The 14,500-nt window shown below is 47.2% G+C and carries 15 protein-coding genes; 6 read left to right on the top strand and 9 right to left on the bottom strand.

Translation table 11 applies throughout. The annotated features are described in order from the left end of the window. Positions 1–30: 30 nt before the first annotated feature. A complete protein-coding gene (gene hutH / locus CEQ32_RS16770; RefSeq protein ID WP_088586479.1) occupies positions 31–1,572 on the top strand; it encodes a histidine ammonia-lyase in 1,542 nt (513 codons plus the stop codon). 139 nt (positions 1,573–1,711) lie between these two features. Here the strand turns inward: hutH and CEQ32_RS16775 are convergent, their stop codons facing one another. Further along, entirely contained in the window at positions 1,712–3,037 is a 1,326-nt protein-coding gene (locus CEQ32_RS16775) for a M48 family metallopeptidase (protein ID WP_088586480.1), read from the bottom strand. Between the two features lie 116 nt (positions 3,038–3,153). Next, entirely contained in the window at positions 3,154–3,768 is a 615-nt protein-coding gene (locus CEQ32_RS16780; protein ID WP_037416298.1) for a hypothetical protein, read from the bottom strand. Between the two features lie 402 nt (positions 3,769–4,170). Between CEQ32_RS16780 and CEQ32_RS16785 the strand changes: the two genes are divergently transcribed. Beyond that, complete coding sequence (locus CEQ32_RS16785; RefSeq protein WP_372841599.1) at positions 4,171–4,770, top strand: MliC family protein; 600 nt, start codon at positions 4,171–4,173, stop codon at positions 4,768–4,770. Here CEQ32_RS16785 and CEQ32_RS16790 read toward each other — a convergent pair whose 3' ends face one another. Continuing rightward, positions 4,771–5,760 (bottom strand): DUF481 domain-containing protein, encoded by a 990-nt coding sequence (locus tag CEQ32_RS16790; protein WP_037416307.1) that lies wholly within the window; start codon positions 5,758–5,760, stop codon positions 4,771–4,773. Between the two features lie 137 nt (positions 5,761–5,897). After that, positions 5,898–6,533, bottom strand: coding sequence for a DUF3157 family protein (locus CEQ32_RS16795; protein ID WP_088586481.1), 636 nt, complete (start codon positions 6,531–6,533; stop codon positions 5,898–5,900). A gap of 218 nt (positions 6,534–6,751) precedes the next feature. Here CEQ32_RS16795 and CEQ32_RS16800 point away from each other — a divergent pair, with 218 nt between their 5' ends. Further along, entirely contained in the window at positions 6,752–7,144 is a 393-nt protein-coding gene (locus CEQ32_RS16800) for a DUF1090 domain-containing protein (RefSeq protein ID WP_037427934.1), read from the top strand. A 17-nt stretch (positions 7,145–7,161) separates the two neighbouring features. On the opposite strand, the gene CEQ32_RS16805 is transcribed toward CEQ32_RS16800, so the two are convergent. Continuing rightward, on the bottom strand, positions 7,162–7,740 hold the full coding sequence (locus tag CEQ32_RS16805; RefSeq protein ID WP_088586482.1) for an outer membrane beta-barrel protein: 579 nt from the start codon (positions 7,738–7,740) through the stop codon (positions 7,162–7,164). Positions 7,741–7,947: 207 nt separating this feature from the next. On the opposite strand from CEQ32_RS16805, the gene CEQ32_RS16810 reads away from it, so the two are divergent. Beyond that, positions 7,948–9,216, top strand: coding sequence for a mechanosensitive ion channel family protein (locus CEQ32_RS16810; RefSeq protein ID WP_088586483.1), 1,269 nt, complete (start codon positions 7,948–7,950; stop codon positions 9,214–9,216). Here the strand turns inward: CEQ32_RS16810 and CEQ32_RS16815 are convergent. Both CEQ32_RS16815 and CEQ32_RS16820 read right to left on the bottom strand, forming a co-directional pair. Beyond that, entirely contained in the window at positions 9,213–9,836 is a 624-nt protein-coding gene (locus tag CEQ32_RS16815) for a LysE family translocator (protein ID WP_088586484.1), read from the bottom strand. The genes CEQ32_RS16810 and CEQ32_RS16815 overlap by 4 nt on opposite strands. Before the next feature lie 26 nt (positions 9,837–9,862). Beyond that, complete coding sequence (locus CEQ32_RS16820; RefSeq protein ID WP_047536489.1) at positions 9,863–10,423, bottom strand: lysophospholipid acyltransferase family protein; 561 nt, start codon at positions 10,421–10,423, stop codon at positions 9,863–9,865. Between the two features lie 129 nt (positions 10,424–10,552). Here CEQ32_RS16820 and CEQ32_RS16825 point away from each other — a divergent pair, with 129 nt between their 5' ends. Further along, positions 10,553–11,002, top strand: a complete 450-nt coding sequence (locus tag CEQ32_RS16825) for a YybH family protein (RefSeq protein ID WP_037416327.1) — start codon at positions 10,553–10,555, stop codon at positions 11,000–11,002. A gap of 4 nt (positions 11,003–11,006) precedes the next feature. On the opposite strand, the gene CEQ32_RS16830 is transcribed toward CEQ32_RS16825, so the two are convergent. Both CEQ32_RS16830 and CEQ32_RS16835 read right to left on the bottom strand, forming a co-directional pair. Further along, a complete protein-coding gene (locus CEQ32_RS16830; RefSeq protein ID WP_088586485.1) occupies positions 11,007–11,807 on the bottom strand; it encodes an NRDE family protein in 801 nt (266 codons plus the stop codon). Positions 11,808–11,869: 62 nt separating this feature from the next. Further along, positions 11,870–13,510 (bottom strand): metal transporter, encoded by a 1,641-nt coding sequence (locus CEQ32_RS16835; RefSeq protein WP_047536493.1) that lies wholly within the window; start codon positions 13,508–13,510, stop codon positions 11,870–11,872. Between the two features lie 286 nt (positions 13,511–13,796). Between CEQ32_RS16835 and CEQ32_RS16840 the strand changes: the two genes are divergently transcribed. After that, positions 13,797–14,390, top strand: a complete 594-nt coding sequence (locus CEQ32_RS16840) for a YhgN family NAAT transporter (RefSeq protein ID WP_037416335.1) — start codon at positions 13,797–13,799, stop codon at positions 14,388–14,390. The last annotated feature ends 110 nt before the right edge of the window (positions 14,391–14,500 follow it).

The raw sequence follows: 14,500 nt of genomic DNA on the forward strand, positions 1-14,500 counted from the left end.
AAAAACAACGACAAGAATACGGATGTAAAAATGAAATCAGTCAATCATTTAGTATTAACGCCTGGCAGTTTAAGTCTGGCGCAACTGCGTGAAATCAGCCGTCATAAACTGACACTCGAACTGGCGCCAGAGGCGATAAGCGACATCAACACCAGCGCGCAAATCGTGCAAAAGGTGTTGGATGAAGGTCGCACCGTTTACGGCATCAACACAGGTTTTGGTCTGCTGGCCAACACTAAGATTGCCCCGGAAGATCTGCAATTGCTGCAACGCTCTATCGTGTTATCCCACGCAGCGGGCACGGGTCAATATATGCAGGATGCGACCGTGCGCTTGATGATGGTGTTAAAAATCAACTCCTTAAGCCGTGGTTTTTCTGGCATTCGTTTAGAGGTGATTAACTTCCTTATCAGCCTAGTGAATGCCGAGGTTTATCCCTGCGTGCCTGAAAAAGGTTCTGTGGGTGCCTCCGGCGACTTAGCGCCGTTAGCCCATATGTGTTTGCCGCTCTTGGGTGAAGGTGAGATGAGCTACCAAGGGCAGATTATTTCGGCCGCCGAAGGCTTAGAAATCGCTGGCCTCAAGCCAATCGATTTAGCCGCGAAGGAAGGCTTAGCGCTGCTCAACGGTACTCAGGCTTCTACCGCGCTGGCGCTGGAAGGCTTGTTCCACGCTGAAGACTTGTTTGCTGCCAGCTCAGTGATTGGCGCGATGAGCGTTGAGGCGGCCATGGGTAGCCGCAGTCCGTTTGACCCACGCATTCATGCGGCCCGTGGTCAGAAAGGACAAATCGATGCGGCGATGGTGTTCCGTCATCTGCTGGGCGAAGAGTCTGAAATCAGCTTAAGCCACATCAACTGCGAGAAGGTGCAAGACCCTTACTCACTGCGCTGCCAACCACAGGTGCTAGGCGCTTGCTTAACGCAAATTCGCCAAGCGGCCGAGGTGTTAGGCACAGAAGCCAACGGCGTGACCGATAACCCGCTAGTGTTCCAAGATACTGGCGACATTATCTCCGGCGGTAACTTCCACGCCGAACCAGTCGCTATGGCTGCGGATAATTTGGCGATTGCGATTGCCGAATTAGGCGCGATTGCAGAGCGTCGTATTGCGCTGCTCATCGACTCTAGCCTGTCTAAATTGCCACCTTTCCTAGTGAAAAACGGCGGCGTTAACTCGGGCTTTATGATCGCTCAAGTAACGGCGGCGGCATTAGCCTCTGAAAACAAAACTTACGCCCATCCAGCCTCGGTAGACAGTTTACCAACCTCGGCAAACCAAGAAGATCACGTCTCAATGGCGACCTTTGCGGCGCGCCGTTTGCGGGATATGAGTGAAAACACCCGCGGCGTATTAGCGATTGAATTGTTAGCTGCCGCCCAAGGGTTGGATTTCCGCGCGCCATTAGCGCCAAGTGATGCAGTGGCTAAGGCCAAAGCCGAGCTACGCGAAGTGGTTGCCTACTACGATAAAGACAGATATTTCGCGCCGGATATCGAAGCGGCAACGGATCTGTTGTACACCGCCAGCTTTAATACTTACTTGCCCCAAGGCGTATTGCCGAGTCTGTAATGCACAGTCTTTGGCGTCGATAACCCCTCTGCGGGTGAAAAGTGCTGAAGCAAGCGACCAATAAAGTGAAAGGCATAGCGATTTGCTATGCCTTTTTCTCATTTAGGGAGGGGATTTAGCACTTTAGCGCTTTTTGATCTTAGCCTTGGCAATCGACGGGTAAATACTCGTCGGGAATACCATTACTACTACATACCCAAGTCACATTATCCTGCTCGTCGACTTGTGGCGATAGGTACACCTCATAGTCTTGATAATCCCCTAGGGTTTCACCGCCAACAAACCCGACTATGCCATCGGTGTAGAGATTAAAGGTGGCCAGTTGTGCATCCGTGAGCCCAAGGACTTCCAATTCTGTCGGCCAAGCTTTGTGGGCTTGGTAGTAGGCCGTTAAAGTATCTGTAATGGGCGTTAATGACTGATGTAATTGATCTATATGTTTAACCGCAGCATCGGTATCGGGAACGGTCAAAGTTAAAGCCGGAGTTTGATCAGTTGGCGCCTCATAACTTACTTCTGCGCCCATTTTTTCTTGGTATTCCTTATAGGCGGGAATCGCGATCGCTGCTGCTACACCGATAATCGCCGCAAGGATGATAATCCCGCCGCCTGCTGTGCCCATACGTGGCATAAACAAACTAAAGAGATAGGCAAATACACTGCGTGAAGGCGCCGTATACACTTTGCCTTGTGCGGTTGCTTGTACTCTTGCCATGCGTTTAGTGAGCCATGGATAGCTGCTATTGATCTCATGGAAAGACATCCAAAAGCCGCTCGACTCTTGGGTTTGGCGAATATATTGATCGACATTCATCCGTTTCCACTGCTCAACCCCGGCGGCGAGTACGGCGACTGCATTGGTGGCTGAACGTAAGCTATTGCAGCAGCGCAAGCCGTGTAAATCACAGGTATATTCACAGGCACGGGCATAGGCGGCGCCGATCAATGGCAGCCAAGTGGCAAACACTAACAGCGGTTCTTTGCCAATATGGTTACGGCGAATATGGCCAAGCTCATGACCGATATAAAAGTTAATTGCGTCTTTATCCGACTCAAGTGCATCCACTATTGATGAGAACAGCACTATGTAGTTGCGGCGCAAAAAGCGGGTCGCGAGGGCATTTAACATACCATCGGCGGCTAACAGGTAGGCGCGCGGTGGTTCTTTAATCTCTAAACGCTCACAGCAAGCAAGGTATTGCTTGTGTAAATCGGGGAACTGCTCAGGGCTAATCTCAACCGCCGTTCCCTTTAAGTAGCTGATAAACGCCGAGTGGGTGAAGAGGTAGATAATAAAAAACATCAGCACATAAATCAGGGCGAGACCTTTAGTGGCTATGATAAGCACGGCCCAAATCAGTCCTGAAATAATCGCTAAAATTGTAAAGAGTGACTTTTCCTTCGAATAGACGGTATCGGTCATTTGAATAGGGTTGTCGTTCCCTGCACTAACCACTTGTTCCATGTTGATCCTTTTCCTAGTGAAATAACAAAGCGGCGTGAAAATAGTCAATTTCACTAGGAAATTCAATCTCTATAACTGGAATAACCGATAATTTACCTTTTCGTGCTAAAAATGGCTTAAGGTGCCAATACGGCGGTGCCATTTTTAATCGCGTTTTGCGCCAGTTCGTAAACCTGCTTTTCTGCTATATTAACTAGCTTTTGGTGTTCATCGCCGAGTTGCTCCATCTCTTTGCCCATCACTTCCATCGATGCGCCTAGGCTTTCAATTTGCGCGTTACTCTCAGCATCTTTTTCACCTGAGGCGAGATTGACTAAGAGGTTGTTGGTTTCGGCACTGATAGCATCACCCTTTACTTGCATTTGCTCGCCTAGACGCTGCATTTTTTCGCCTTGGATCTGCATTGGGCGCACGGCCTCTTTCACTTGATTTACAAGGGCTGGATCGGTAATCACATAGCGGTTTCCGCCAGTCTTAACCCACAGGTAATCCGTTTGGTAAGCATTGCCTTGTTGTTTGAGTGTGTTCCAATCTTGGCTTTCACCCGCGCCTATCGTGAGTTCACCATCTTGGCGTACATAAATCCACGAAAAGTCAGGATAATTACTGCTATTGATTGAAATATTGGTTTCGGTCGATGACTGAGTGCTTGTCTGCTGTGTAGCCCAAATTCCACAGGGGATAAGTGCGAGGATCAATAAGCCGCCGAATACTTTAGTGCGTGTGTTCATAATGCTTCCTTGTATGAATAAGTGTTTGTGATTAACTCACCTGTATAAGCAGAGTCCATGCCAATAAAATATTCTTTATTTATCAATCACATGTAGAAAGTGTCCGCCTGGCGAGCCTAAATGTGTCCGCGCGTTCAGTCTCAATGTGTCCGTTCAGTGGACACTTTTGGGATAACCCATCAGGCTGCACTACACTTAGTCGAGTTTGTTAAACACTGCTTGATTGCGGAACAGGCATTGAGTGGTTATTTGTGGAGTAGTGCTGTTTTTTGCCAGTTTGATAAGCGTATTTTGCTTAAGTCAGCTTAGGTTAAGCTGAGATGGCGTTAGCTATGGCAATGAATAGTGATTGGTCGTTGATATAAGGGACTCAAGAGTATGAGGTTAACTAAGATAATCAATATGCAAATCGCAGGAATAGCGGGGTTTTTAGCCATCGCTTTGAGTATGCCTGCTATTGCGGCTGAAAAGCCTTCCTTTGACTGTAGTAAAGTACAGCCGGACAGTATCGAAGATATGGTGTGTAAGGATGCGGGCTTAACTAAGTTAGATAAACAATTGGCCGAGGTCTATGCTAAGGCCACCGCAAAAGCTAAAAATGAACAGCCTCCGACGTTAAAAGCGCTGCAACGGGGTTGGGTAAAAGGTCGCAACGAATGTTGGAAAAGCGATGATAAACATGCGTGTATTGAATCGAGTTACCAAACACGGATTGCAGAGTTACAGGCGCAATATCGCCTCGTTGAGATGACTGGCCCAGTATTTTATGCCTGCGATGGCAACCCTGCCAATGAAGTCGTGGTCAGTTACTTTAATACTGAACCTGCCACCTTAATTGCAGAGTATGGCGATCAAACTTCCTTGATGTTTGTTCAGCCAAGTGGCAGTGGCGCTAAGTATCAGGGGCGCAACGAAAGCCTATGGGAACACCATGGCGAAGCCAAAATTGTCTGGGGATATGAAGCGCCAGAAATGACCTGTACGGTCAAAACAGCTAAATGATTAAAAATTAACACCAAGCCCTAGGTTATAACTGACATCCCGAACATGGCGTATCGAGGTTTTAGTCTCATTGATATCATATTTGAATGAGAGGTAAATTTGCTGAGTCAGTAGATACTTAAGCCCAAATGTTGAGTCCGAAATATAATCAATGGTTGGTGTGTCAGGAAAGGCGATTTGGAGATCGGCATAGGTCTCCAATACGCCATCAAACCAATATTGTTTATAGTTGAGCGTGGATGCCCAAGCGTTGAGTTGATAGGTAAATATTTGGGTATCCAACCAAAAATGGTTGTATGTAACAACAAAGTCCAGTTTATCTCGTCCTATTCCCCAAAACCGATAACCCGGACCAATCGCGGCGTAATAGTTGCTAATTGGGAAGTCGAGTCTATCTTCTTGAAAATAATCTTCTTGCCGCAATAACCAATGTTCACTGATGAGGTAGTCAAGGCTGTAGTGGCCTTCAATCGTATTACGTTTGGTGGCGTTACCTTCGGTTTCATAGCGCACTTCACTTTTCAGGTTATGGCGCCATTGCAAGGTTTCGGCTGTGATATCGCTTTTTGCATGGAGTTTTTGGGTATTTTTGCTGTGGCTGGTGACATCGAGTGCGGCCTCAACACTGCCACTATAGCGCCATTCTGAGTCACTTTTTCGGTCTGAATACACCAGCTCACTAATGGGAATTTGTTTATTGTTAACCTGAACAAACCCATCGAGTTCGGAGGATTTTATGCTCACATCTTGTAGCGTACGGTTGATGCTCCAATGCTGATTTTGGGTGGTTTCAAAGCTTTTAATCGCGCTACGCTCTATGGATATTTTGGGGGAATAACTGGGTTTGATAACTAAGTGTGCTTCGTCAAAGCTTTTAATTTCGCCAGTGATTTTATCGCCATTTCTCAGTAACACAGTATCTGCCAGACTTTGCCCACTTAAGCCTGCCAGTAATATGGCTACAGATAACCTAGAAAAGTGATTTGGCATTAGTGGCTGGCTCTAAAAAATAAACAGTGTCGAAGATTTGGGCATTCTAGCCTATATGGCGCAGAGTAAGGCAATAACAATAGGCGAAGATTTCAGGAATTGGATGTTAGCACCCAATTCCCTATCTTGCTTAAGGATCAACGAGAATTGATTTCGGTGATTTTGAGATTGAGCAATTGTTTCTGCCAACGGTTTTTATCGACGCCTTCAACCCAAATCACAGGGCTCTTACGTTGCTCGCCCTTACGTAGGTAGGTTTCTGGCATGCGGAAAATCGCTTCCCAGACTTCCAGTTTTTCGGTTTTGAGTAAGGTGCCATCGTCGGCAAAGAAGCTGGCTTCTACCTCAACTAAGGTTACGTGCTCGCCACTGGTGCTGGCAAGCTCAAAGGTCAAGCCGAGTTTTTCCTGCTTCCATTGGCTCTCGCTGAAGGTGACTTTAATGCCGTCTTTGGCAGTAGAGCCTAAGATCTCGGGTCTGGCGATGGCATTGGCGGTCAGAGTTGTGACAGGTTTGGTTGCTTCAACGGCGGATGTGCTGCTGGCTACTGCCGCTGCGGCTGTTGTTACAGTAGAACTTGGGGTCGCAACTGTAGCAACTGCTGGCGCTTTAGCGGCTTTGGTCTCTGTGATGATATATTCCCAGGTAAAGTCGTCTTTTAGTCTGACTTGAGCGCCATTCTCAAGGGTAATGGTGGCCACATCGGCTGCCATCACTGAGGATGAGAGCAATAAGAGTGAACTAAGTGCGCTAAGGCGAAATAAGGTTTGCATTGATTTTCTGGCTCCGGTATCCATCTGAGTCAACATTCTGCCCTAACATAAACAATTTGCAGCATATTCGTCACTGTCTAAGTCGCGTTTTGATGAATAAAGCGGATTTAGCCGTAAGAGAGGGCAGACTGAGTTTAAGGTTTGCGCTTAGGGATAAAAAGTATCAGGGCGTTGTCATAGAGTCGGATTGTCTATAAACGTCTGTAGAGGAGAGTAAAATGCAAGGTAAACATCGTACTTATGGACTCGTTATCGGCTTGATTTTCAGTGCTGTAACCTGGGCAGATGAGCCTCTTAAAACGGGCTGTGCTGCAAAATTAGCGGCTATAAGTGCTGAACTCACTGAGGCTAAGGCTGCTGGTCATCAGCACAAAGTGGCAGGGCTAGAAAAGGCCTATAGTGAGGTCGCAAACCATTGTGACGATGACAGCTTAACTGCCGAGCGTTTAGCTAAAATTGAGGTCTTAGAGGCTAAATTAGCCGAGCGCCAGCATGAGCTTACCGAAGCGATTGCCGATGGTAAGCCTATGGATAAAATCAATAAAAAACGCCAAAAGATTGCAGAAGTTGAATCTGAGCTTGCTAAGGCGAGAGCAGAGCTCGCACAATAACTTCGGACTCTTTCGGTTTAACCCGCATACCCTATGCTCAAAATGGTCGATTCAGTGCTGGAGTTATAACCTGCACTCAGCATGACATGCTCTGTTAGGCGATATCTTAGGCCTGCTTCGGCACCCCAATGTTTGGACTTATCTTCTTCCCACGAGGGTTTGCCATCGATAATGCGGGGTGAAATATTGTTGGTATAAGCTGTGGTGCTGATATAGAGGCTGCCGCCCGCATAAATGCTAAAGTCATTGGTTAAACTGTAGCTTAAACCTAAGCGCCAGAGGCTTTCTTGTCGATGTGATAGTGCGGGTTCTGGCACCTCAATATCGGTTTCACGACTGCGGGCATAACCAAGGTAATAACCCCATCGCTGATAATCATCATCGAAATGATAGGGCGCAAGGGTGATTCCGTAGAGATTATCTTCTGCGGGAACGTAGTCGAGCATCAGCGCTACATAGGGAGTGGTGGTTCTCTCAACTGATTTATCTGGCATCATCAGATGATTTGAAGTGTTATATTCCGTTGCCTGTAGCGGTTGGCATAGGCTCAGTAGCCCAATGCTAAGATAGGCGAATTTAGCTAAATGACGATACATGGGATGGCTTCCTTGGTAGCAGGTGGATTATTGTTCATTTCCTTTTGTGTGTGGTCAATTCAAAATGCTAAAATCTCTTTTAAAATAATTGGTTGTAAAATTTTTGTATCTTATGGTGAGTGTTTTTAAAGGGATATTTAACTGAGGGTAACCCAGTTGTTTCCTTTGTATGACTTTGTTGCGCTAGCGCCTAAATTGGAGTGAATTGTGGATCAGGAAATAAGGCTCGAAATTTCGGCATGGTTAACGGGTTTGGGAATTGACAGTCAACCATCCGACGGAATATCAACCAGCATTATGCTGCTTGCTTGCGTGTTAGTCGCGGCCATTGCCTATTTTATTATGCGCCGTGGGGTGATCCGCGCGGTTAACATGGTGATTCTGCGATCTAGAGTGACGTGGGACGATGTGTTTATGCGCTATAAAGTGCTCGAAAAGCTGGCGATGTTAGTGCCCGCTATCGTGCTCAATCTGCTGGTGCCTATAACCTTAACAGAGCATCCGGTACTTAGCGGCTTAGTTGATCGCCTACTGAGTATCTGGCTGGTGGTATTGATGATCCGCGCTATCTACGCGGGGCTGGATGCGGTTAATGAAATCTCTGACATCAATCTGGTCAGCCGCCGACTACCGGTTAAAAGCTTTGTGCAGTTGTTTAAGTTGTTCCTATTCTTTGTCGGCCTTATCGTGTCCCTTTCTGTGCTCGCCGATCAGTCTCCTGTGTACTTCCTTAGCGGCTTAGGTGTAGCGACGGGTTTTGTAATGTTAGTGTTCCGCGACACGATTTTAGGCTTTGTCGCAGGGATTCAGCTCGCAGCCAACCGCATGGTAAGCAAGGGCGACTGGATCCAAATGGATAAGTACGGCGCCGATGGCGCGGTGGAGGAGGTGTCCTTAACTACAGTTAAAGTACGTAACTGGGATAAGACCATCACCATGATCCCCGCTTATGCACTCGTCTCGGATGCTTTTCGTAACTGGCGTGGCATGTCCGAATCGGGCGGGCGACGTATCAAACGCGCGGTTAATATCGATATCAACAGTATTAAGTTTTTAACTGAGGAAGATCGACATCGCCTGAGTAAAATCAATTGTTTGAAAGAGTATTTCCCCGCCAAGATCAGCGAGATCCAAGCGTCGAATGCTAAAGTGTCGGATCTGGATATGATGGTCAATGGTCGCCATTTGACCAACGTGGGGACTTTCCGCGCTTATTTGCAGGAATACCTGCAACGCCACGATAAAGTGCATAAGGATATGACCCTTATGGTGCGCCAATTGGCACCAACCACTGAAGGCTTACCGATTGAGGTTTATATCTTTACCAATGATACCCGCTGGGCTTTTTATGAGGCGATACAAGCGGATATCTTCGACCATATCTTTGCCGTGTTGCCTGAGTTTGGTTTGCAGGCCTTCCAAGCGCCGACGGGTAACGATATCCGCAGTCTGAAATCGGTGAAGGTCGAGGGTTAGTCTCGACTGACGAGAATCGCGGCGAGGGTAAGAAATACGCCGCCGCTGGTTCGGTCAAACCAATGCAATTTGTTGCTGGCCTTAAGGCTAGGTGCCAGCACATTGGCCATCGAGGCGTAGATCATTACAAAGCTAAAGTCGACCAGCGCCCAAGTGAGGGCAAGAATCGCCAATTGCGGTAATTGTGGTGCGGTTAAATCGATAAATTGTGGAAATAACGCCGCAAAAAACAGTAAGTCTTTAGGATTGCTGATCCCTACTAAAAATGCCTGTTTAAAGAGTTGTTTAGGCTGACCATTTCCTTCTTTTTTTGCCACTTCCAATGGCTGACCGTGCTGTTTTGTGAGCAATAATTTGATACCCAAAAACACCAGATAGGCGCCACCACACCACTTGAGTATGGTAAAGCCGTATTCCGAGGCGCTGATCAGTGCCCCTAAACCTGCCGCCGAGGCCACCATTAATACCAGTGCTGCGCTGACACTGCCAAGCCCTGTGGCTATGCTGCGTTTTTTACCGAAATGAATACCGTGGGACATAGACAACATTGCAATAGGCCCAGGAGAAATACCAATCAAAACAATCGCAAAAAGGTAGAGTAACCAAGTTTCGGTCTGCATGTTTTGCTCCGTGTTAGATGAGAGAATTAGCGTTTGTTATCGGGTGAATAATCAGGGATGACCTTGGGATGACGTCCCTTAATGCTGCGGTAAAAGCATAAAATCTCAGCCATATCTTGCTCTATATCCGTGGGTTGCAGTGGTGCACGGATCACCACGGCTTTACGCGCAAAATCTAAGCCTACAGGGACAATAGCGACCTGCGCTTTGGTCGCGATATGGTAGAAGCCGCATTTCCAACGAGTAACAGGGCTACGCGTTCCTTCGGGGGCGAGTGCCAGTTTGTATTCGGACTGAGTGGCAAACAGTTGCACCGCAGAATCGACTAAGTTATTGTTTTTACGCCTATCAACTGGGCTACCACCAATCGCTCGGAAGAACCAACCCCAAGGTGGAATAAATAATTGATGCTTACCAAGGAAGTGGATGCGCGTAGCCAATGCACCGCGGGCGAGTACCCCAATAATAAAGTCCCAGTTACTGGTGTGTGGTGCGACAATGACAATGTATTTGGCTTGATTGGGGAGTTCCCCTTGGATTTGCCAGCCTGAAATCTTGAGTAGCCAGCGGCATAAATGTGTAAACATAGTGTGGTGCCCAGAGTCGAAAAATGAATAATATCATTAGCTTTTTTTAATTATAAATCGACTTAGACAAGATAGTCTGGGCCGAAATACTGATAATACAGTCTAACCTGATTGTGAGGGAGCGGTACTATGTTGCGACAAGGATTGATAAGAAAACCCATTTTGCAGTCTCTCGCGGCGCTTTTGCTGCTATTTGTTGGGCAGGTAAGTGCGGTGCCAACTGATGAGATTACCCAAATGTTAAAAGGTCAGGAAGATGCGTGGAATCGCGGTGACCTTGATGCTTACATGCAGGGTTATTGGCAGAGTGAGCAGCTTAGATTCGTCTCAAACGGTAAGTTTCGTTATGGCTGGGAAGAAACGCTTGCAGCCTATAAGAAAAATTATCCCGATAAAGAGGCACTAGGCGAGCTGAAGTTCACCATCAAAGAAATCAAAATGCTCAGTAACTACGCCGCAATGGTGGTGGGTCGTTGGGATTTAAAGCGGCAAAAGGATAGCCCGACAGGCGTATTTACCTTGCTGGTGGAAAAAATTGATGACCGTTGGGTGATCACTATGGATCACAGCTCTGACTGATATACTAAAAATCGGCTAAGCAGTCGGGCTGTTGCGGTAATTGGGATGGTAGGGTGAAGTGAAAATCCTGTTGTCCCAAACGTCGTCCCTTGCCATCGTATCTCACCTCAGTGAACTGAACTTCCCCTTGGGCATTTTGTAGCAAAATGCTGGTGGAACGAGTGCCATAGTCGGGGTGGCAAATATAAATCGCCGCGAGTCGGCGTTCCCACTCTAGCCCGACGCCAGTGTCGGGTAGCTCGTTATCCTGTGGCCGAGAATCATCCTGCATCAACCGTATAAGTGACTCTAGCTCAAGCGGTCCCGATTGTTGAATAAGGGCCTCGAGCGAGCGCTGACCTTTAGCCATTTTCGGCCAAATATCATCGAGCGCGCCGTTGCTTATTGCATGGAATCCTGCCGTGAGTTTTACCGTTTCTTGCTTAAGACTATTAAAACAGTAGAGATGAGTCCCTTGGCCAAACACGAGATTGAAGGGTTGATAATTTTCAGCGTGTTCCACAAGCCAGTTAGGGCAGATCAGCGAGCCCGAACTTAATGCCTGAATGACAAGTTCGCCACGGCTACGCATCGGCTCTTGGGATTTTTGAGCCACCCTGAGGTTAGTGACTCCGGCAATTTGTCCCTGCTTATTCACCCCAAACCAAGTGCCGCCCGCCTGTAAATCTTTGCCCGCGAGCATATTCTGCTCAGGCGGCCAAAACTGTGCAGGTGCAGTGGGCCTGTGGTGAAACTCATCCCGATTCGCACAAATAATCAGCGGATACTGGGGGTGAGTATTAAGGGCGACGAAAAGTATGCACATAACAGGCTAAGTTTATCCAAAGATGGGGTTAACTTAGCCTGTCTGTCGGCAAATGAACAGTGTTAGTGCTGGTGCTTATCGCTATGGGGATGACTGTGGCCGCTAGTCTGACCGTGTGAATGAGAGTTGCCATGCCCGTGCACATGTGATGTTTCGGCTGTTTTAGCATGCGCGTGCGCATGATCATGGCGGTGTTTATGGCCGTGGGCCACAGGTTTTAACATCATTAAGCGGCGCAAGAATTTACGAGGCCCGAGGCGCAGTAAGCTGGCTGCAAATAAGGCTGATAAGATCAGCAGTGCCGTGAGGTTAATGGCTTCTGGTAGAGTGAACAACGAGAACCACATGGGCAACTTAAGGGCAGCAACGAGGGCTATGGCAATAATTGCCAGCAAAATCCCACGTTGTGACCAACCCATAAGTTTTAGCTGAGCGATATTCAACACCGGAGCGGCAATCAAAGGCAATACGATGGCCAGCGGACTCCAGCCGCTATAGGCTAAGGCGATTGACAATACGGCCGCGCCTAAATTGCAGAAGCGCATCGGTAAAAATACCAGCAATAGCACGGTAATCTGTAATATAGGGTTACTTAACGGTACCGAAGGGTGACCAATCAAGTTAACTAATACTAAGCTGAGGAGCACCCAAGGTGCGCTGCGATCAACCAAATGGGCGAAACCAAAACGCAGGGCTTGGCTTGGTAATTTAGTATGGGGATCGGTAATGTCGACCCGCGCATAGGCTAAATAGGCACTCATGATCAAGACGACTACGAGTTGAAACAGCGCTAACCAAGGGCCAAGCAATAGCGCCGTCAGTACGAGGGCTTCTGGGCCTGCTAAACGTTGGAACCAACGACGGGCGAGGCTATTGTCCTGTGGTGTTAAACCAAGCTGGAACCTTAGTGCCGCTACGGCGTAACTGAGTAATAGCACTGGCGCTATGGTTATTAGCCATGTTGTTAGCTGCTCTGTACTGTGGTCGTGATGGGCATGTTCGTGGCCGCCAGAATCCATCAATAACAGCATCATTAATAAACCAATACCGAGCAAACTGCCGATACCCGCCTGATATTCATACTGGCCTTGTTTATCTGTTTCCTGTTGACCATGTGGCTGATGTAACACAACATGCAGAATCGAGCCTGTCACAAAAGCTTGTAAATAAACGGTTTTATCTATGCTCATGTGCGATAAAAGCTGTTCGCTAGCAAAATAGCCAATACTCGTGAATAGCATAATGGCGCCAAAAATAACCAGCGTCCAACGAGCTCCAAGATGAGGTTTTAGTATCCACCAAATAGCAAAACCAACAGGGAGACGATGGAGTATAACGCCCAAGGCTAACAAAATGGAGTTGCCCTCATTTTGGGCTAATACCATAGCGCTCCCATCTGTGATGGTGTGCAGCAATAAGCCACTAATGCCAAGAAAAAGGGCAAAATTATGCGTAATTTCTGAGTAGCGGTGGAATAAGCGTTCACTGGCAGTGGGTCCCCACAGGCCGAGTACTACAAAGACGATGGCCAGCAGGCCGCCATGCTCGAGAAGTTCAGGTAGAATATGGATCAGCACTAATCCGCCTAAGGAGACGAAAATAAAGCCATCAAGTCCCTTCTGCAATCCGCTGCCTGATGCAAAGTAGCGGTAAAACAGTGGCCCGATTAAGAGTGCGAGACAACTAGCAAGAAGATAGAGCATGGATTCCACGAAAATTGGCTGAAAAAACGCTGTAGTATACCAGTTGTAATTTAAATGAGCAGCGACTTACAGGCAATTTACTCAAGCGAGATGTTGTGCTGCGGCTTGTAGTAAAAATGAATCAACGACTCAATGGCTTATGGATGATAGGTAAAAAACCGCTAGAGGATCATGAAACGGCACTCATAATCCATCTTAAGGAATTTTCTAGATAATTTTTCACATCTGTAACGCGAAAAGGTTATACAATATGTGCTCATGTTGGCTTAGACGTTGATAAAGTTAAATGGATATATTTTCTGCTGCGGTAATGTTGTTTCTTATCATGGACCCCCTCGGTAATTTACCGATATTCGCGTCGATTTTACGGCATATTGATCCTAAAAAACGTCGTAGGGTTTTGATTCGTGAACTCATTTTTGCATTAGTGATCATGTTGGCCTTCTTGTATGCCGGCGAAGCCATCTTAAGTTTCTTAAATCTGCGATCTGAATCGGTCAGTATTGCCGGTGGGATTATTTTGTTTCTGATCGCGATTCGGATGATTTTCCCCCAGCCGGGTGGTGTGGTTGGCCTTGCAGCAGGGGAGGAGCCATTTATCGTGCCGATGGCGATACCATTAATGGCGGGGCCATCTATTCTTGCCGCGCTCATTTTGCTAGCGCATACCGATAGCTCACGTATGGGGGATTGGACTATTGCTCTCGTATCAGCTTGGGGCGCGAGTGCGGTTATCTTAATGTTTTATAAGCTCTTTACCCGTATGTTGGGTGAAAAAGGGTTAACGGCTGTTGAACGTTTGATGGGGATGGTGCTGGTAATGATATCGGTACAAATGTTCCTCGATGGAGTATCAAACTATATGAAAACTGCTGGGTAAGCGTATTGCACCAAGTTATCAAAAACCGCATTACATCGTTAATGCGGTTTTTTTATGGCAAAAAATCGCTGTTGAGGATGCTTGCTGAACCAACGCTGACAAAAGTATAA

The sequence above is a fragment of the Shewanella sp. FDAARGOS_354 genome, assembly GCF_002209245.2.
In the GTDB taxonomy this organism is placed as follows: domain Bacteria; phylum Pseudomonadota; class Gammaproteobacteria; order Enterobacterales; family Shewanellaceae; genus Shewanella; species Shewanella xiamenensis.